Source organism: Micromonospora sp. NPDC049101, from assembly GCF_040648675.1.
GTDB lineage: Bacteria > Actinomycetota > Actinomycetes > Mycobacteriales > Micromonosporaceae > Micromonospora.
Map to the genome: position 1 here is coordinate 62,471 of NZ_JBEZED010000030.1, position 19,783 is coordinate 82,253.

Annotated in this window: 13 protein-coding genes; 10 read left to right on the forward strand and 3 right to left on the reverse strand. The window is 71.4% G+C overall.

Annotated elements, in window-relative coordinates; translation table 11 throughout:
• Window positions 1–684 carry a succinate dehydrogenase cytochrome b subunit gene (locus tag AB0B57_RS30685; protein WP_357077715.1) on the reverse strand — a complete coding sequence of 228 codons (684 nt, stop codon included), beginning with the start codon at window positions 682–684 and terminating at the stop codon, window positions 1–3.
• 83 nt (window positions 685–767) lie between these two features.
• On the opposite strand from AB0B57_RS30685, the gene AB0B57_RS30690 reads away from it, so the two are divergent.
• Entirely contained in the window at window positions 768–1,697 is a 930-nt protein-coding gene (locus AB0B57_RS30690; RefSeq protein WP_357077616.1) for a LysR family transcriptional regulator, read from the forward strand.
• Window positions 1,698–1,858: 161 nt separating this feature from the next.
• The gene (gene rfbB, locus AB0B57_RS30695; protein ID WP_357077619.1) at window positions 1,859–2,899 is read left to right on the forward strand and encodes a dTDP-glucose 4,6-dehydratase; all 1,041 of its coding nucleotides are present in this window, start codon (window positions 1,859–1,861) and stop codon (window positions 2,897–2,899) included.
• A gap of 184 nt (window positions 2,900–3,083) precedes the next feature.
• On the opposite strand, the gene hrpA is transcribed toward rfbB, so the two are convergent.
• Window positions 3,084–7,157: an ATP-dependent RNA helicase HrpA gene (gene hrpA / locus AB0B57_RS30700; protein WP_357077622.1), complete on the reverse strand. Its 4,074-nt coding sequence runs from the start codon at window positions 7,155–7,157 to the stop codon at window positions 3,084–3,086.
• 149 nt (window positions 7,158–7,306) lie between these two features.
• Between hrpA and AB0B57_RS30705 the strand changes: the two genes are divergently transcribed.
• Window positions 7,307–7,693 carry a cytidine deaminase gene (locus tag AB0B57_RS30705; RefSeq protein ID WP_357077625.1) on the forward strand — a complete coding sequence of 129 codons (387 nt, stop codon included), beginning with the start codon at window positions 7,307–7,309 and terminating at the stop codon, window positions 7,691–7,693.
• A 12-nt stretch (window positions 7,694–7,705) separates the two neighbouring features.
• Here the strand turns inward: AB0B57_RS30705 and AB0B57_RS30710 are convergent, their stop codons facing one another.
• Window positions 7,706–8,065 (reverse strand): YciI family protein, encoded by a 360-nt coding sequence (locus tag AB0B57_RS30710; RefSeq protein WP_357077628.1) that lies wholly within the window; start codon window positions 8,063–8,065, stop codon window positions 7,706–7,708.
• 121 nt (window positions 8,066–8,186) lie between these two features.
• Between AB0B57_RS30710 and AB0B57_RS30715 the strand changes: the two genes are divergently transcribed.
• The 7 genes from AB0B57_RS30715 (at window position 8,187) to AB0B57_RS30745 (ending at window position 19,588) form a co-directional block, all read left to right on the forward strand.
• A complete protein-coding gene (locus AB0B57_RS30715) occupies window positions 8,187–10,136 on the forward strand; it encodes a multicopper oxidase domain-containing protein (RefSeq protein ID WP_357077631.1) in 1,950 nt (649 codons plus the stop codon).
• Window positions 10,137–10,196: 60 nt separating this feature from the next.
• The gene (locus AB0B57_RS30720; RefSeq protein ID WP_357077634.1) at window positions 10,197–11,243 is read left to right on the forward strand and encodes an iron ABC transporter permease; all 1,047 of its coding nucleotides are present in this window, start codon (window positions 10,197–10,199) and stop codon (window positions 11,241–11,243) included.
• Window positions 11,240–12,337 carry an iron ABC transporter permease gene (locus AB0B57_RS30725; protein WP_357077637.1) on the forward strand — a complete coding sequence of 366 codons (1,098 nt, stop codon included), beginning with the start codon at window positions 11,240–11,242 and terminating at the stop codon, window positions 12,335–12,337. The genes AB0B57_RS30720 and AB0B57_RS30725 overlap by 4 nt, the downstream gene beginning before the upstream one ends.
• A 20-nt stretch (window positions 12,338–12,357) precedes the next feature.
• A complete protein-coding gene (locus tag AB0B57_RS30730) occupies window positions 12,358–13,260 on the forward strand; it encodes an ABC transporter ATP-binding protein (protein ID WP_357077640.1) in 903 nt (300 codons plus the stop codon).
• A complete protein-coding gene (locus AB0B57_RS30735; protein WP_357077643.1) occupies window positions 13,260–14,204 on the forward strand; it encodes an iron-siderophore ABC transporter substrate-binding protein in 945 nt (314 codons plus the stop codon). Before AB0B57_RS30730 ends, AB0B57_RS30735 begins: the two co-directional genes overlap by 1 nt.
• 191 nt (window positions 14,205–14,395) lie before the next feature.
• Entirely contained in the window at window positions 14,396–14,638 is a 243-nt protein-coding gene (locus AB0B57_RS30740; protein ID WP_357077646.1) for an ABC transporter permease, read from the forward strand.
• Window positions 14,639–14,659: 21 nt separating this feature from the next.
• Window positions 14,660–19,588, forward strand: coding sequence for a VCBS repeat-containing protein (locus AB0B57_RS30745; protein ID WP_357077649.1), 4,929 nt, complete (start codon window positions 14,660–14,662; stop codon window positions 19,586–19,588).
• Window positions 19,589–19,783 lie beyond the last annotated feature (195 nt).

The following is a 19,783-nucleotide window of genomic DNA, read 5'->3' on the forward strand; positions in this document are numbered from 1 at the left end:
TCAGGACACCAATCCGGTGAGTACGGCGAACGGGACCACCAGGTATCCGGCGCAGAGCAGCACGGCGAAGACCAGCGCGGCGGTGCGCGCCCGGCGCTCGCCGCGGGGCGTCTGCTGGCCGAGACTGCGGAACGCGCTGAACGCGCCGTGGCGCAGGTGGAAGCCCACCGCGAGGATGGCGAGCGTGTAGAAGAGCGTGACGTACCAGCGCTCCGGCGCGAAGTCGGCGACGACGTTGCCGTACGGCTTGCTGGCGTCGCCGACCGGGTTGAGCGTGCCGGTGGTGAGGTCCAGCAGGTGGTAGATCACGAAGAGCAGGATGATCACGCCACCCCAGCGCATCGTGCGGGCGGCGTAGCTGCCGTTGACCTTCTTGCGGTGGGCGTACTTGACCGGGCGGGCCGCGCGGGCGCGCCGGGCCAGCACGGTGGCCGCCACGATGTGGGCGACGACCGCCACCACCAGCGCGGTACGCAGGATCCACAGGAACCAGACGCCGGGCAGCAGCGGCTTGCCGATGTCGCGCAGCCAGTGCGCGTAGTGGTCGAACGAGGTCTCCCCCGTGAACACCTTCAGGTTGCCGAACATGTGCGCGATCAGGAACAGCGCCAGCAGGATGCCCGTCACCGCCATGACGGCTTTGAGGCCGACGTTCGAGCGGATGGGCGACCGAGTTTTCGTGATGACCACGGAACCGACGCTAGGAGCACTTCGATCAGTCGTCCAATGCATCAAACTCGTAGTGTTGATAGCCGTAAGCTATGTAGATGCAACTCCATCAGCTGCGGTACTTCGTTGCGGTGGCCGAAGTACGACATTTCACTCATGCCGCCGACATCGTCGGCATAACTCAGCCCTCACTGAGTAAGCAAATTCACGCTCTGGAGGCCGACCTCGGTGCGCCGCTGTTCGAGCGGGTAAGGGGCAACATCGCCCTCACCGCGGCGGGCGAGGTGCTGCTGCCGTTGGCCACCCGCATCCTCGCCGACGTGGAGACCGCCACCCGGGAGGTGCAGGAGCTGGTCGGGCTGCGCCGGGGTCGGGTCCGGCTCGGGGCGACCCCGAGCCTGGCCACCTCGCTCGCCCCGCCGGTGCTGCGCCGGTTCCGTGACGCCCACCCCACCATCGACCTCCGGGTTGAGGAGAGCGGATCGCAGGATCTCGTCCGTGACCTGCTCCGCGGCGACCTCGACCTGGCGCTGATCATCATGCCGGCCCAGGGTGCCGACCCGGGCCTGCGCGTCGACCCGATCCTGCGGGAGAGCCTGGTGGTGGCCTCGGTGGCGGAGGTGCCGACCGCCTCGGCGACCGGGGAGCTGCACATCACCGACCTGCGCGACCAGCCGATGGTGATGTTCCGGGAGGGGTACGACCTGCGCGACGCCACCATCCAGGCGTGCCGCGACGCGGGCTTCGAGCCGACCTTCGCGGTGGACGGAGGCGAGATGGACGCGGTGCTCAGCTTCGTCGAGGCGGGGCTCGGCATCGCGTTGGTGCCGGGCATCGTGCTGGCTCGTCGGCCGGCCGTGCGGGCCACCCCGCTGGCCCCGCCCGGGGTGCGGCGGACCATCGCGGTGGCCCGGCGCCGCGACGTCGTGCCGACCCACGCCGGCCGGGAGCTCCGGCGGATCCTGCTGGACTACATCCACTCGGCGATCGACGGCGACGACCTGCCACCCGGCGTGGATCCGCTCTGAGCGGGTCCGGTAATCGACCCGCTGAGTTAATTCGTGCTTAAGGCGTAAATATCACGGTCGGTGCCGATGCCTGTCACCTAAGGTGATTCCTTGCGGGCAAAAGCCCCATTCGTCTCCGTACGACTCACCGACGGCGTTCCCCGCCGGCAGGGAGGCCATCCATGAGGATCCTGGTTACCGGCGGTGCTGGCTTCATCGGATCGCATTTCGCGCGCAGTCTGCTCGACGGGCGATACGTCGGGTTCGAGCACGCGGACGTGACCGTGATCGACAAGCTGACCTATGCCAGTGATCGGGCCAACCTGCCGCTCGCGCACCCCCGCCTCACGTTCGTCCGGGGGGACATCTGCGACCGACAGCTGCTCGCCGACGTGGTGCCGGGGCACGACGCCGTGGTGCACTTCGCCGCCGAGTCCCACGTCGACCGATCCATCGACGACCCGGCGCCGTTCTTCGAGACAAACGTGATGGGTTCGCACCACCTGCTGGCCGCGTGTGCCCGCGGTGGTGTCGGCCGGGTCGTGCACGTCTCCACCGACGAGGTGTACGGCTCGATCAGCGCGGGTTCCTGGAACGAGAGCTGCGCGCTGGAGCCCAACTCCCCGTACGCGGCGTCCAAGGCCGCCAGCGACTGCGTGGTCCGGTCCTACTGGCGCACGTACGACGTGGACGTGTCGATCACCCGCTGCGCCAACAACTACGGCCCGTACCAGCACGTGGAGAAGGTCATTCCCCGCTTCGTCACCAGCCTGCTCACCGGTCAGGACATCACCCTGCACGGCGACGGCAGCGCGGTGCGCGAGTGGCTGCACGTGGACGACCACTGCCGGGCCATCGCGCTGGTGCTGGCCAAGGGCCGGGCCGGCGAGGTCTACAACATCGGTGGCGACCTCGAACTCACCAACCGCGCCCTCGCCGAGCGGATCCTGCGGCTGGCCGGTGTCGGCTGGGAACGGGTCCGGCACGTGCCGGACCGCAAGGTGCAGGACCAGCGTTACTCGCTGGACTATCGCAAGATCACCGAAGAGCTCGGCTTCGCGCCGCAGATCCGGTTCGTCGACGGGCTGGACGAGGTCTTCCGCTGGTACCGGGAGAACCGGGCCTGGTGGTCAGCCGCCGTCGGGGAGCCCCGCGGCCCGGCGCTGGCCAGCGCCGTCCGGACCGTGGCAGGCCCCCGAGGGCTCTCCGTGCACGCGCGCTGACCGCCGCGAGGGTCGTGCGTTCCCTTTGCTCTGCACCCGCGGAGGCGCCAGCTACGGACCGTGAGTGTCGCCTCCGCGGGTGCAGAGCAAAGGGCGGCGGACGAACAACCGGCCACCGGCCGTGAGTGTCGCCTCGGCGGGTGCAGAGCAAAGGACGGACAAGCCGCCGACCGACCGGAGTCGGTCAGCGGCCCTCGGCGTCGTCCATCGCCCGGTAGATCCGCTGTTCGGAGACGGGGTACGGGGTGCCCAGCGCTTGGGCGAACACGTTCACCCGCAACTCCTCGATCATCCAGCGGATCTGCCGTACGGCGGCCTCCTGTCGGCGGGCCGGCGGCAGCGCGGCGAGCAGGTCGTCGTACTCCTTCTGCACCACCGCGATCCGGTCCTGCTGCTGGCGGTCCCGCTGCGGATTGCCGCCGAGGCGTTCCAACCGGCGCTCGATGGCGGTCAGGTAACGCAGCAGGTCGGGCAGCCGGGCGTAGCCCGCCTCGGTGATGAAACCGGCGTGCACCAGCCCGGCGAGCTGCTTGCGGATGTCGGCAAGCGCGGCCACCACGGCGAGGTTGCGGGTGGCGCCGAGCCGCTGCTCCACGGCGTACGCGGCGGCGAGCACCCGGCGGGCCCGGTCCATCACCTCGACCACGGTGTCGACCAGGTCGGCCCGGACCTTCTCCCGCAGCGCCGCGAACCCGTCGGCGTCCCAGGCCGGCCCGCCGGCCGCACCGATCAGCCGGTCGATGGCCGCGCCGGCCGCGTCCTCGATCAGCTCCTGCACGCCGCCGTGCGGGTTGCGGCTCAGCGCCAGCTTCGCCTCGTTGGTGAGCCGGCCCTGCAGGAACCGCGCCGGGGACGGCACGGTGAGCCGCAACAACCGGCGGGTGCCGGCCCAGTGTGCCGCCTCCGCCTCGGCGGGGGAGTCGAACACCTTCACCCCGACCGTCGTGCCCTCGTCGACGAGCGCCGGGTACGCGGTCACCGCATAGCCAGCGCGGACCTGCTCGATGGTCCGCGGCAGGGTGCCGATGCTCCATTCGCGCAGCCCGGTGCGGGCCACCTCCGGCGCGGCGGCCGCCACCACCTGGCGTACCTCCTGACGCAGTTGGCGTTGCAGGGCCGGCAGGTCCTTGCCCTCGGCGACCGGTTTGTCGTCGTCGCCGAGGACCCGGAAGGTCACCCGCAGGTGGGCGGGCAGCTTGCCCGGCTCCCAGGCGTCGCGGGGCACTGTCACCCCGGTCATCCGGCGCAGCTCACGGGTGAGCGCGTCCAGCAGCGACGTCTCACCGGGGGTGATCGTCGCCAGGGCGGCCCGGGCGTAGTCCGGCACCGGGACGAAGTTGCGGCGGATCGCCTTGGGCAGCGAGCGGATCAGCGCGATCACCGTCTCCTCGCGCAGCCCCGGCACCTGCCAGTCGAAGCTCTCCGCCGGCACCTGGTTGAGCAGCGGCAGCGGGATGTCCACGGTAACGCCGTCGTCGGGCGTGCCCGGCTCGAAGCGGTAGGTCAGCGGCAGGCGCACCCCGTCGGCCTGCCACTCGTCCGGGTAGTCGTCCTCGTCCACCCCCGGCCGGCCGTCGTTGACCAGCACCTCGCGGGTGAACGTGAGCAGGTCGGGCTGCTCACGGCGGGTCTTCTTCCACCAACTGTCGAAATGCCGGCCGGAGGACACGTCGGCGGGGATCCGCTGGTCGTAGAAGCCGAAAATGGTCTCGTCGTCGACCAGGATGTCCCGGCGGCGGGCCCGGCTCTCCAACTCCTCGATCTCGGCGAGCAACCGCTTGTTGTCCGCCCAGAACTGGTGGTGGGTCTGCCAGTCGCCCTCGACCAGGGCGTGCCGGATGAACAGCTCCCGGCTCAACGCCGGATCGATCCGACCGAAGTTGACCTTGCGGGAGCTGACCAGCGGGACGCCGTACAGGGTGACCTTCTCGTAGGCCATCACCGCGGCCTGCTTCTTCTCCCAGTGCGGCTCGCTGTAGCTGCGCTTGACCAGGTGCTGCGCGAGGGGCTCGACCCACTCCGGCTCGACCCGGCCGGCGATGCGGCCCCACAGCCGGGAGGTCTCCACCAACTCGGCCGCCATCACCCAGCGCGGCGGCTTCTTGAACAACGCCGACCCGGGAAAGATCCCGAACTTCGCGCCCCGCGCACCCAGGTACTCGTGTTTCTGGGCGTCCTTGAGGCCCACGTGCGACAGCAGGCCGGGCAGCAGCGACTGGTGCACCTTCGGGGTGTCGATCTCCTCCGGCAGGTCCGCGCCGCCCCGGCGGCTCGCACCCCGGCCGGCGTCCGCGTCGTCGGCGGCGTCGCGCGCCGGCCGCCCACCACGCCGGTCACCCTCCTGCTGCGGGGTACGCAGCACCTGACGCAACTGGCCGACGATGTCCTGCCACTCGCGGATCCGCAGGTAGTTGAGGTACTCCGCCTTGCACATCCGGCGGAACGCGCTGGAGGACAGCTCCCGTTGCTGCTCGCGCAGGTAGCGCCACAGGTTGAGGTAGGCGACGAAGTCCGACTCCTTGTCGGCGAACCGGGCGTGCGCCTGGTCGGCCTGGGTCTGCTTCTCCGCCGGCCGCTCGCGCGGGTCCTGGATGGAGAGCGCGGCGGCGATCACCAACACCTCGGTGGCGCAGCCGTTGCGTTCGCCCTCGACCACCATCCGGGCCAGCCGCGGGTCGACCGGCAACTGGGCCAGCCGCCGGCCCAGCGTGGTGAGTCGCTTCGCCGGGTCGGCCTCGGTCGGGTCCAACGCGCCCAGCTCGTGCAGCAGGTTGACGCCGTCGCTGATGTTGCGCTTGTCCGGTGGGTCGATGAACGGGAACGCGGCGAGGTCGCCGAGCCCGATCGCGGTCATCTGGAGGATGACCGACGCGAGGTTGGTGCGCAGGATCTCCGGGTCGGTGAACTCGGGGCGGGACAGGAAGTCCTGCTCGTCGTAGAGGCGAATGCAGATGCCGTCGGAGGTACGGCCGCAGCGGCCCTTGCGCTGGTTGGCCGACGCCTGGGAGACCGGCTCGATCGGCAGCCGCTGCACCTTGAGCCGGCTGGAGTAGCGGGAGATGCGGGCGGTGCCCGGGTCCACCACGTACTTGATGCCGGGCACCGTCAGCGAGGTCTCCGCGACGTTCGTGGCGAGCACCACCCGGCGTGAGCTGTGCGCGGCGAAGACGCGGTGCTGCTCGGCGCTGGACAGCCGCGCGTACAGCGGCAGGATCTCGGTGCCGAGCAGCGGGCGCTTGGTCTGCACGAGTTTGCCGAGCGCGTCGGCGGTGTCCCGGATCTCCCGCTCGCCGCTGAGGAAGACCAGGATGTCGCCGGGGCCCTCGGCGGCCAACTCCTCCACGGCGTCGCCGATCGCCTGGATCTGGTCACGGACGGTCTCCTCGTCGCCGTCGCCGGCCTCCTCGCCCTCGGCGAGTTCGAGCAGCGGCCGGTAGCGCACCTCCACCGGGTAGGTGCGGCCGGAGACCTCGACCACCGGCGCGGGCACGCCCTCCGGCTCGTCGGCCGTGGCCGGCCCGGCGAAGTGCCGGGCGAACCGGTCGGTCTCGATGGTCGCCGAGGTGATGATCACCTTGAGGTCGGGTCGGCGGGGCAGCAGCTCCCGCAGGTACCCGAGGATGAAGTCGATGTTGAGGCTGCGCTCGTGCGCCTCGTCGATGATCAACGTGTCGTACTGGCGCAGCATCCGGTCGGTCTGCAACTCGGCCAGCAGGATGCCGTCGGTCATCAACTTGACCAGGCTGCGCTCGCTGACCTGGTCGGTGAAGCGCACCTTGTAGCCGACCACGTCGCCCAACTCGGTGCCCAGCTCGTCGGCGATCCGGTCGGCCACCGTGCGGGCGGCCAACCGCCGGGGCTGGGTGTGCCCGATCAGGCCGTGCACCCCGCGCCCCAGCTCCAGGCAGATCTTGGGGATCTGGGTGGTCTTGCCGGAGCCGGTCTCGCCCGCCACGATCACCACCTGGTGGTCGCGGATGGCGGCGGCGATGTCGTCCTTGCGCTCACTGACCGGCAGACCCACCGGGTACGTGATCACCGGCACCGCGGCCTGGCGGGCGGCGAGCCGCTGCTCGGCCCGGACCAGGTCGGCGGTGATCTCGGTCAGCGCCGCCTCCCGCCGCTGCGGGTCGCGCAGCTTGCGGGCACCGTCCAGCCGCCGCTGGAGCCGGCGCTGGTCGCGGAACATCAGAGGGGTCAGGCGGCGGTGCAGCTCGCGAACCGGGTCGGTCGCGACGGAGGCGGTTGGATTCTGCATGTCGTGCCCAAGGATAGGCAGCCTCGCGGCGTACCGCCCCTGGGTTACCGAGTGGCCGGCTCTCCGGAGGCCACCTCCCGTCCCCGGACGGCCACGAGCGGGACCTAGAGTTGGCGGCCGACGTCGAGCGCTGGGGGAGTCGGATGGAGATGCGCGACACCGACCGCGCGTTGGTGCAGGCCGCCACGGCGGTCTCCAAGCTGCGCTGCCGCAGCCAGCACCACACTGTCGCGTCGGCGGCCCGGACCGCGGAGGGGCGGGTCTTCACGGGCGTGAACGTCCGGCACGCCACCGGCGGGGCCTGCGCCGAACTTGTCGTGATCGGCACGGCCGCCACGCAGGGCGTCACCGCGCTGGAGACGATCGTCACGGTCGCCGACCGCGGCCGCGAGGTCGTCGCGCCCTGTGTCGGGTGTCGGCAGGTGCTGCGGGACCAGTTCCCGGAGCTGCGGGTGATCGTCGGCCCGATGGACGCCCTGCGGGTGGTCCCGCTCGGGGAGTTGCCGGCGGAGGCCGGGAGCGGCTCGGCCGCCTGACCGGGCGCGGGGTCAGTCCCCGGAGGCCGCCTCCAGCATCGACTGCGGCACCGGCACGCTCTCGAACCGCAGGTTGCCCTCCGGCACCAGCCAGCTCGTCACCTGCACGGCCAGCCGTCCGGCCCGCACGGCAGGGTCGTTGGCGTAGAGAGCGCGCGCCTCGTCCGGGGCGATGGAGAGCACGACGAAACCCCGCAGCCGGTCGTCGTCGGGGTGCAGGAACGGCCCGGTCGCCAGCACCAGCCCCTGCTCCACGAGGCCCGCCTGGTGCGCCAGGTGCGCGTCCCGTATCCGGTCGATCGCGTCCTGTGGCAGCTCCGGCGGATCCGACGGTCGGGTCAGCAGGACGACCGTGTGCCTGTCGAATCGCATGCCCACACCCTATGGGGCGATTCTTCCTCTTCTGGGTGGCATCTGCTATCTGTCCGCCCCGTCATCGTCTGCGAATCTCATTCTCGAACCGAGGTTCGTTGCGATTGGGGAGGTATGCGGCATGGTCACCAGACGACAGGTGCTCGCGGCCAGTGCCGCCGGTGGTGCCGCGGCGCTGACCCCGGCGGCCGGGCCGGCGTCGGGACGGGCGCTCGCGGCGGCGACGCCGCTGGACGCCGGCGAGATCCCGAAGTACGTCACGCCGCTGCGGATCCCACCGGCCATGCCGGCGGTTGCCACCGGCCCGGAGCGGGACGAGTACGTGATCGCGGTACGACAGTTCCGCCAGCAGATCCTGCCGCCGTCCTGGCCGCGTACCACCGTGTGGGGTTACGGCTCCACCGCCCACCCCGGCAGCTTCGGCTACCCGGCGCCCACCATCATGGCGCGGGTGGGCCGCCCGGTCCGGGTGACCTGGGTCAACCAGCTCGTCGACGGCCGGGGCGACTACCTGCCGCACCTGCTGCCGGTGGATCCCAGCCTGCACTGGGCCAACCCCGGCGGTGGCGTCGAGCACCGCGACCACCGCGGTCGCTGGAATGGCGACCCCCGGGGGTACCGCGGCCCGGTGCCCCAGGTGGTGCACCTGCACGGTGGGCACAGCACGCAGGAGAGCGACGGCCACTCCGAGGCGTGGTACCTCCCGGTGGCCCGCGACCTGCCCGCCGGCTTCGCCGTGACCGGCACCGCGTACCGCGAGTTCCGGTCCCGCTTCGCCGAGGGTTCCGGCCGGCGCTGGGCGCCGGGTTCGGCCACCTTCGAGTACCCGAACGACCAGCGGGCCGGCACCCTCTGGTACCACGACCACACCCTCGGGCTCACCCGGGAGAACGTCTACGCCGGGCCGGCCGGGTTCTACCTGCTCGGCGGCGGGGACGACCTGCCCGACGGGGTGCTGCCCGGCCCGGCGCCGGCCCGCGACGATCCGCCGAACGCCCACCACCGCGACATTCCGCTGCTGATCCAGGACCGCAGCTTCACCGCCGACGGCGATCTGCTCTACCCGGACGCGCACTCGTCGCACGGTGAGGTGCCACCGCTGTGGACGTCGGGGTTCTCCGGGTCCGCCATGGTGGTCAACGGTCGCACCTGGCCCACGTTGACGGTCCAACGTCGGCGTTACCGGTTCCGGCTGCTCAACGGATGCAACAGCCGGTTCCTGCTGCTCAGCGTGGTCGCCAACGCCACCGCGCGACCGGCCCGGCCGGTGCTGCCGGTCTGGCAGATCGGCAGCGACGGCGGTCTCCTGCCCGAGCCGGTGCCGCACGAACGGGTGACCCTCGGCCCCGCCCAGCGGGTCGACGCGATCGTCGACTTCACCGACGTGCCGGCCGGCACCGAGCTGTACCTCGTCAACGAGGGACCCGACTGGGCGTACCGCGGCGGTCGGCCCGGTGTGGACTTCGACGCCGCCGACCCACACACCACCGGGCAGGTGCTGCGCTTCGTGGTCACCGAGGCGACCGGCGCCGACCCGAGCGTGCCACCGGAGCACCTGCGGCTGCCGTCGCACCCGCGGCTGGGCCCGGCCCAGCGGGTACGCCGGTTGTCGCTCAACGAGCGGAGGTCCGGCGGGTCGATGACCATGCTGCTGGGCGTCCTCGACGAGCGGGGCCGGGGCCTGCCGCTGCGCTGGAGCGACCCGGTGACCGAGCAACCCACCCTCGGCGCCACCGAGGTGTGGGAGGTGCGCAACTTCACCCGGCTCGTCCACCCGGTCCACCTGCACCAGGTCCAGTTCGAGCTACTCGGCCGAGGGCACTCGGGGAGGGCGCGGCCGGGCCCGGGGGAGCGGGGCTGGATGGACACGGTGCTCGCGTACCCCTGGGAGGTGACCCGGATCAAGGCGCGCTTCGACCTGCCGGGACGCTACGCCTGGCACTGTCACCTGCTGGAGCACGAGGACAACGAGATGATGCGACCGCTGACCGTCCTGCCGCACGGCGGCGCGGCGGCCGGGGACGGCGGCGTGCCGGGAGAGCCCTCGACGGCATCGACCGACGCCGGTTAGGTCACTTTCCGCAGGTCGGCTAAGGTTAGGCGAACCTAAGCCCGATCGTGCAGGAGATTCGTGACCGCCCTCGCCAGCCGGCCGACCCAGGCCCGCAGCCGGTCCGGCACCCGTACCGGCCGCCGGGTGGCCGTCACCGCCGGGGCGGCGCTGGTGTTGCTGCTCGCCGTGCTGGCCAGCTTCGCGCTCGGCAGCCGACACCTCGGCATCGACCAGGTCTGGCACGCGCTCGTCGCACCCGACGACGGCGATGCCAGCACCATCGTGCGTGAGCTGCGCATGCCGCGTACCGCGCTCGGCCTCGCCGTGGGTCTCGCACTCGCCGTGGCCGGTGTGTTGTTCCAGGCGCTCACCCGCAACCCCCTCGCCGAACCGCGCATCCTCGGCATCAGCGCGGGCGCCTCGTTCGGGGTGGTGCTCGCCATCTCCGTCTTCGGCGTCGGCACGCTCGCCGGGTACGTCTGGTTCGGCATCGGCGGCGCGCTGATCGCCGGGCTGCTGGTCTTCGCCATCGCCACCAGGGCCCGCGAGGGCGCCAGCCCGGTCACCCTCGCGCTGGTCGGCGCGGCGCTCGACGCCAGCCTGGCCTCCGGGGTGTACGCGCTGCTCAGCATCGACGCCCGCACCTTCGAGGAGTACCGGTTCTGGGTGGTCGGCGGGCTGGCCGGCCGCGACCTGTCGGTCACCGCGCAGGTGTTGCCGTTCGTCCTCGCCGGTCTGCTGCTGGCCGCCCTGGTGGCCCGCGGTCTGGACGCGTTGGCCCTCGGCGATGACGTGGCCCGCGGCCTCGGCCACCGCATCGGCCTGGTCCGACTCGGCGGCGGCCTCGCCGCGGTGCTGCTGACCGGCGCGGCGGTGGCCGCGGCCGGACCTGTCGCCTTCGTCGGGCTGGCCGTACCGCACCTGGCGCGTGCCCTGGTCGGCGCCGACCACCGCTGGACCCTCGCCGTCTCCGCCCTGCTCGGCCCGGCGCTGCTGCTCGGCGCCGACGTCGTCGGCCGGCTCGTCGCCCCGCCCGGCGAGATACCCGCCGGGATCATCACCGCCCTGATCGGCGCGCCACTGCTGGCCGTCCTGGTCCGCCGCGCCCGGGTGGTGACCGCGTGACCCCCGCACGCCCGTCCAGCCCGGCTGGCTTGTCGAGCGTCGCGGCCGTCGGCGCGGCGGGTGCTCGGCTGCCCGGGCGGTCGCTGGTGCGGGTCGGCCCGGTCAGCCTGCTGGTCCGCCGTCGTGCCGTGCTGGTGGCCGGTGTGCTGATCGTGCTGCTCCTGCTGGCCGTCGTGCTCAGCCTCTCGCTGGGCACCCCGTACGTCGCCCCGGCCGACGTGCTGCGCGCCTTCTCCGGCGCCGGCACCCCGTACGACCTCGTGGTTTTTGATCTTCGGCTGCCGCGGGTCGTGCTGGCGGCTGTCGCCGGTGCGGCCTTCGGCGTGGCGGGCACGCTGATCCAGAGCGTGGCCCGCAACCCGCTGGCCAGCCCGGACGTCATCGGCATCACCCAGGGCGCCGGCCTGGCCGCGACAGTGGCCGTGACCAGCGGGATGGCCGCGGTGCTGGTGGCGCCCACCGCGCTGGTGGGCGGGCTGCTCGCGGCGGTGCTGTTGTTCGTCCTGGGTGCCCGGCACGGGCTGGCCGCGCAGCGGTTCGTGCTCGCCGGAGTGGCGGTGGCGTTCGCCTTCCGGGCGCTGACCGAGGTGGTCATGCTCACCGCCGACCCGATCGACGGGCTGCGCGCGCAGCTCTGGCTGATCGGCACCCTCGCCGGCAAGGGCTGGACCGAGGCCGCCTGGATCGCCGGCACGCTGCTGGTGCTGCTGCCGGTGTTGGCCTGGGCCGGCTGGGCGCTGAACAGCACCGCTCTCGACGACGACACCGCCCGGGGCGTCGGGCTACGCCCGGTGGCTCGCCGGATCGGCCTGGCCGGCACCGGTGTGCTCGTCGCCGCGATGGTCACCGCCCAGGTCGGCGCCGTCGACTTCGTGGCGCTTGTCGCCCCCCAGGTGGCCCGGCGGCTGGTACGTGCCGAACGGCCACCGCTTGTCTGCGCGGCGCTGCTCGGCGCGCTGCTGCTGGTGCTGGCGGACCTGGCCGGCCGACGGCTGCTCGCCCCCACGCAGTTGCCCGCCGGTGTGCTGACCGCGGCGATCGGCGGCCCGTACCTGATCTTCCTGCTGCTGCGCGGCCGGCGGCGGTCGTCGTGACGCACTCAAGGAGTCGTGTGATGCTCTCCACCCGCGACCTGGTCGTCGGCTACGACGAGCGGACCGTGCTCGACGGCCTCGACCTGGACCTGCCCACCGACGCGTTCACCGTGATCGTCGGGCCGAACGCGTGCGGCAAGTCCACCCTGTTGCGCACGATGGCCCGACTGCTCAGCCCGCGCCGGGGCACGGTGCTGCTGGACGGCACCGCGATCCGCGACCTGCCGACCCGTGAGGTCGCCCGCCGGCTCGGCGTCCTGCCGCAGAGCCCACTGGTGCCCGAGGGCGTCACCGTGGCGGACCTGGTCGGCCGTGGCCGGCAGCCGTACCAGCGCTGGTGGCGGCAGTGGTCGTCCGAGGACGGCGCGGCGGTGGACGAGGCGATGACCCTGGCCGACGTGGCCGACCTGGCCGACCGACCCGTGGACAGCCTCTCCGGTGGTCAACGCCAGCGGGTCTGGATCGCCATGACGCTCGCCCAGGACACCGACGCCCTGCTGCTGGACGAGCCGACCACCTTCCTCGACCTGGCCCACCAGGTGGAGGTGCTGGACCTCCTGCACCGGCTGCGCGTCGAGCGGGGCCGCACCGTCGTCGCCGTGCTGCACGACCTGAACCAGGCCGCCCGGTACGCCGACCATCTGGTCGCGATGCGTGCCGGCGCGGTGGTCGCCTCCGGACCGCCCCGGGAGATCCTCACCGCCGACCTGGTCCGCGACGTCTTCGGGCTCGCCTGCGTCGTCGTGCCCTGCCCGGTGACCGGTGCGCCACTGGTGGTGCCCGCACACACCGGCGGTAACGCTCCGGCTCCCGCTGGCGCGGGTGACCCCTCTTCGTCGACGGCGTCCGTACCGGTCGCCCGACCCGTTACCGGTGACGCGGCCAACCCGCTCTCCGGTTCGTACCCCTCGAAAGGACTCTGATGCGTCGTCTCGTCGCCGCCCTCGCCGCGGCCGTCGCCCTCGGCGTCGGACTCACCGCCTGCGGTGAGAGCGACCCGGTCGCCGGCTCCACCACCGGGGAGACCCGGGAGATCACCCACGCCATGGGCACCACCAAGGTCCCGGCCGAGCCCAAGCGCGTCGTCGTGCTCGACACCGACAAGATCGACACGGCGCTCTCGCTGGGCATCACGCCCGTCGGCGCGGCGACCGCCGGTGAGGCGAAGAGCTGGCCGACCTACTTCGGCGCGGACAAGCTCGCCGGCATTAAGGCCGTCGGGGTGCTCGCCGAGCCCGACCTGGAGGCGATCAACGCGCTGAAGCCCGACCTCATCCTCGGCAGCAAGTTCCGCCAGGAAAAGTTCTACGACGAGCTGGCCGCCATCGCGCCGACCGTGTTCACCGACAAGGTGGGCATCACCTGGAAGGACAACTTCCTCCTCGACGGCAAGGCGCTCGGCCGCGAGCAGCAGGCCAAGGACCTGCTCGCCGCCTACGAGAAGCGGGCCAAGGACTTCGGCACGACCCTCGGCGACGCCGCCGCCCGCAAGGTGTCGATCGTGCGCTTCCTCCCGGGCAACATCCGGGTGTACGGCCCGGACTCGTTCTCCGGCATCGTCCTCGGTGACACCGGGTTGGGTCGCCCCGAGCGGCAGTTGCTCGCCAACAAGGAGGACAAGCGCTTCGACCTGGTCAGCCCCGAGCGGGTCAACGAGGTCGACGGTGACGTCATCTTCGTGACCGCGTACGGCGACAAGGCCGCCGCCGAGCAGGCCAAGGTGGCCGGCGGCACGCTCTGGAAGGGCCTCGGCGCGGTCAAGGCCGGCAAGGCGTACTCCGTCTCCGACGAGGTCTGGATGACCGGCATCGGCGTCGGCGCCGCCAACAAGATCCTCGACGACCTCGCGAAGTATCTCGCCGGCTGATCTCGGCGTACACACCGAAAAGGAGTGGCTGTCCGACACGGACAGCCACTCCTTTTTCTTGCGCCCCAGCCTCCGGGTTTGCTGATGGCGCATCATCGGGTGAGCTGTCGCCTACCGGACGTCCACGAACTGCGAATCGGGCCTACGCTGCGTCAATCGAACCTCATGGCTCTCCTGGCGAGGAGCGAGACGTGAATCCTCCACAGCGCACGGTTCGGACCCGCTTCTGGGTCGAGATCGCATCAGCGGCACTTTTCGGAGTGCTGTTCGTGCTGACCCTTCTCTGGAAGGACTGGCTCGAGGCGTTCGGCTTCGAGCCCGACAACCACGACGGCACGGTCGAGTGGCTGATGGTCGCCGGGCTGTTCGTCCTGTCCGCGGTGTTCGCGGTGTCCGCCCGCTTCGAGTGGCGACGGACGGCGCTCGCGCAGTAGGGACTCACCGGGAGGGCCCTCGTGCCAACGATCAAGGATGTCAGCCCGACCCGGTCCAACACACCGAACCGGAAGTCGGGACAGTTCACGACGGGGCGGATGCTGTCCCTCGACAGCTCCGATGATGGTCAATTGGTGTTCGCCGGCTCCTTCTCGAGCAACCTCTGGGTCTCCGAGGACGGCGGGGAGTCGTGGTCGCAGGTCGAGCGGCCGCAGCCAGGTGCGGGTCAGTTCGGTGTGCCGGGCGCGATGGGCGGCTACTGCGTGACGTCGATCGCCGTCGCGCCAGACTCGGCGCGCTGGGCGGTCGAGCGCAATCCGCGCCTGCTGGGCGGGATCTCCGCGGACCCCGGCGCCGGCATCGTCGGCTTCGGGGACACCGGCTTGTGGACCGCGACGAGCAGATCAGACGGTACGTTCGCCGCGCCGCGGCTGCTGTCGGCGGACTTCGGGACGCAGGCCGGCGGTTGGCAGGTGGACAGGCACCCGCGGTTCGTGGCCGACCTGACCGGTGACGGCCGCGCCGACATCGTCGGCTTCGGCGACGCGGGCGTCTGGGTCGCCCGCAACAACGGTGACGGCACGTTCGGAGCGGCGCAGTTCGTGCTGGCGGATCTCGGTTACGACGCTGGGTGGCGGGTCGAGAAGCACGTCCGGGTCCTGGCGGACCTGACCGGTGACGGTTGCGCCGACATCGTGGCGTTCGGCGACGACGGCGTGTACGTCGCGCTGAACCAGGGCGACGGCACGTTCGCGTTCACGCCGGTGCCGGCCATCCCTGACTTCGGGTACGAGGCTGGCGGTTGGCGGGTCGAGAGGCACGTCCGGGTGCTGGCGGATCTGACCGGTGATGGCCGCGCCGACATCGTGGCGTTCGGTGACGACGGTGTGTGGGTCGCGTTGAACAACGGCGACGGCACGTTCGCCGCGCCGCGCTTCGTGCTGGCGGATCTGGGTTACGACTCGGGCTGGCGGGTCGAGAAGCACGTCCGGGTCCTGGCGAACCTGACCGACGGGGGCGGCGCCGACATCGTGGCGTTCGGCGACGACGGCGTGTACGTCGCGCTCGGCAACGGCGACGGCACGTTCGCGTTCACGCCCACACCCGCCCTCAACCAGTTCGGTCACAACGCCGGTGGCTGGCGGGTCGCACGGCACCCGCGCCTCGTGGCCGACGTGACCACCCTCGGTCACGCGGACATCGTCGGCTTCGGCAACGCGGGCGTCCACCTCGCCCGCAACAACGGGGACGGCACCTTCCAGCCGTCGCAGTTGGTGGTGCGCGACTTCGGCTACGACTCGGGCTGGCGGGTGGAGAAGCATCCCCGGTTCCTGGTCGACGTGACCGGCGACGGCCACGCCGACATCGTCGGCTTCGGCGACGCTGGCGTCTACGTCAGCCTCGCCAGTGGGACCTCCTTCGAGCCGCCGCGGCTCGTGCTACCCAACTTCGGGGCCGGGGCGGTCGTGCTCGCCCTGGCGCAGTGCGACCGCGAGTCACAGGATGCCGGCGTGTGGCGGTCGAGTGACCGAGGGATGAACTGGACGCGCGTACACGGGTTCCCCCGTTCCACCGGCCAGGCACGGCTGCCCGGCGCCGGTCAGCTCGTCTGGGCGCCGGGCACCGCGAACCTGGTGTACGCCGCGGGCGGCAGCTCCCTCGCGGTCAGCACCGACGGCGGCGCCACCTTCGCCGATGTCATGCCCATGCCGGGCGGCGGCTTCCAACAGGTCAACCACGTCGCGGTCGCCGCCACGCCCCCGGGCGCTCTCCAACCTCCGATCGTGTACGCGCTCGCCAGCCGAAAGGTCTTCGTCTCCGCCGACGCCGGCCTGACCTGGGTTGCCGACGTCGGGCCGATCCCGGCCACCATCGGCGGGGCGACGGGTCTCGCGAACGCGCCGAACGAGCGGGTCATGGTGGTGTCACCCCGCTCGCCTCTGGAGGTCTTCGCGACGGCCGACGCCAACCTGGTCCCACCCGAGCTGTGGCGCGGCGACTACACGCAGTTCACCCGGACGAACGCGTCGCGGTGGACCCCGGTTCCGCTGCCTGACCTGCGGCAACAGAAACAGTTCAGCGGTAACGTCTTCGTCGCCGCCACCCGTCCGGGCCACGGCGAGGTGCTGTTCTACGGCCCGCAGCGCGCGAAAGTCTTCGCGGCCCCGCTCGATCCCGCGTCCGGGGCGGACTGGCACGAACTCGACGACGGTCAACACGCGCACGTCGACCTGCACGGGATCTTCCTGTCGCCCGACTTCGCGGCAACGGTTCAGGACGGGACGTACGCCTCGACCGCTGGCACCGTCTGGATGGCCAGCGACGGGGGTATCTTCCGTAGCACCGACGGCGGTCGGAACTTCCACGCCGCGGGCAGCATCAGCACTCTGTCCGTCGTGAACATCGCCGGCGTGGCGATCCCGGGTCGTGGCCCGGTCATCTCGCTCAACACCGGCGACAACGACGGCTTCGCCTCAGCCGACGGCGGGCAGACGTGGCGGCCGCAGGACTACGGCGGCGGCGACAACGACTGCTCCTTCGCCGATCCGCTGCGACCGTCCTCGATGTTGGTCTTCACGCCGCGCTGGAACACCGACGGACAGTTGGCCACCGGGGGCACGGGCCAGACCCTGGCCGTCTACGGTGCCGCACCCGGCGCGCTGCCGGACCTCACCAGCAGGACGCGGCGGCAGATGATTCCGGGGCCCTCCCTGCGCCCTGGTTCGACCATCTGGAACGCGACGAGCGGGTTCGTCATCCGTGGATACCGCCCCATCGTGCGGGACCTGCCGGGTGACGCGCCGCAGCCCGACGACCAGGTCTTCATCCGCTTCTTCGGCAACTTCTCGTCCCGGGACCTGGGCACGTTCCCCAACAACCTGGCCGTGCTCCTGCGCACCAGGAACCTGCGCGACGTCACGAAGCGCACGGACTGGGACACCCCCGGCGGCTGGCGGGTGGACAGGCACCTCCGCCTGCTCGCGGACGTCACGGGGGAAGGTCACGCGGACGTCGTCGGCTTCGGCGACGCGGGCGTGTGGACCGCGTTGAGCACGTCCCGCGGCTCGTTCGCCGACCCCCGGCTCGTCCTGGCGGATCTGGGTTACGAGTCTGGCTGGCGGGTCGAGAAGCACCCACGGCTGCTCGCCGATCTGACCAACTCCGGTGGCGCCGACATCGTCGCCTTCGGCAACGCGGGCGTCTATGTGGCGCTGAGCAACTCCGACGGCACCTTCCGCTTCACGCCGGTGCCAGTGGTCAGCGACTTCGGGCACGATGCGGGCAGTTGGCGGGTCGAGAAGCACCTCCGGTTCGCAGTGGACCTGACCGGTGACGGCTGCGCCGACATCGTCGGTTTCGGCGACGACGGCGTCTCCGTCGCGCTGAACAACGGTGACGGCACGTTCGGCGCGGTGCAGTTCGTGTTGGCGGATCTGGGTTATGAGTCTGGCTGGCGGGTGGAGAAGCATGTCCGGGTGTTGGCGGATCTGACGGGTGACGGCCGGGCCGACATCGTGGCGTTCGGTGATGACGGTGTGTATGTGGCTCTGAACCGGGGTGACGGTTCGTTCGCGTTCACTCCGGTGCCGGCGATTCCCGATTTCGGGTATGAGGCTGGTGGGTGGCGGGTGGAGAGACATGTTCGGGTGTTGGCGGACCTGACCGGTGACGGTTGTGCCGATGTCGTGGCGTTCGGTGACGACGGTGTGTGGGTCGCGTTGAACAACGGTGACGGTACGTTCGCCGGGGCGCAGTTCGTGTTGGCGGATCTGGGTTACGACTCTGGGTGGCGGGTCGAGAAGCACCCGCGTTTCCTGGCCGATCTGACCGGCGGTGGTGGCGCCGACATCGTGGCGTTCGGCGACGACGGGGTCTACGTCGCACTCGGGCGGGGCGACGGCACCTTCGCGTTCACGCCCACACCCGCCATCCCCGACTTCGGCTACGACTCCGACTGGCGGGTCGAGCAGCATCCACGGTTTCTTGCCGACGTGACAAGCGCCGGTCACGCCGACATCGTCGGGTTCGGTGACGCGGGCGTCCTCATCGCAGTCAACAAGGGCGACGGCACCTTCCCGCCGCGGCCCCTGTTCGTCATTCCCAACTTCGGCGCTGGCGAGGGTGGGCCGTTCGAGCAACAGGGGCCGTTCCTGCCCGACCCGAACGTCAGCCTCGTCCAGGCGTCCGGGGGGCACAGCGGCACCGTGTTCGTCGTCGGCGGCGACGACGCGCGTCGCCTCTGGAAGTGGACCGACGGGATGCCCGCCTGGCAGCAGTTGGTTCCCGGTGGGGGCGCCGGGCAGGCCCGCCGGTTCTTCGTCGACCCGTACCGGCCCAACCTGCTGTACGTGTTGGACCGCGAGCACGTCGTGCGCTCCGACGACGGCGGTGTCACCTGGCGTGTCGACGCCAGCCTGGAGCAGCTGCTCACCTGCGGTGGGCGCATCGAAGCCGACCGTGACGAGGACGCCGACGGCCAGGGCGACCACTACGGCGCCATCCTCAGCGACATGCAGTTCGACCCCGTCAACCCGGGCCGTCGCTTCGCCGTCGGTCTCGCCGGTGCGTTCATGACCACCAACGGCGTCATCTGGACTCGGCTGCTCGACACGGGTGCCGTCCGTGGCCGGCCCGCCAACTGCTACTTCGACTGGGTCTCGAACCCCGCGGACCCGGCGCTGTACGTGTCGTTCGCCGGGCGGAGCATCATGCGGATCAGCGGCTTCGCGGCGACCAGCACCGCGGCGGCGACCAGCACCGCTCCCGCGGTTTTCGAGGACCATCCGCCGGCTTCCGTGGACCTGCGACGGTCTCTGGTCCGCACGAGGGACGGGCGGGTCGGCACGGCGCAGGCCATGCCGGACGACCGCGTGCTTGTCACCTTCGACGACGGCCGGTCAATCGTCGTCGACCCCGACGAGATCACGCCGCACGACGACCGGCTCTGACGTCCGGTCCGGGGTCGACTGTCCCGGTTGGCCGGTTGGCCGGTTGGCCGGTTGGCCGGTTGGCCGGTTGGCCGGTTGGCCGGTTGGCCCGGCGGGCGCGAGAGCTGGTCGCGGCGGTGCGGGCGCTGGAGTTCCCGTCCGGCCAGGTGCCCGGCGTGACTGCCTGATCGGGCCGAATACGCCCGTCGCTGCCCC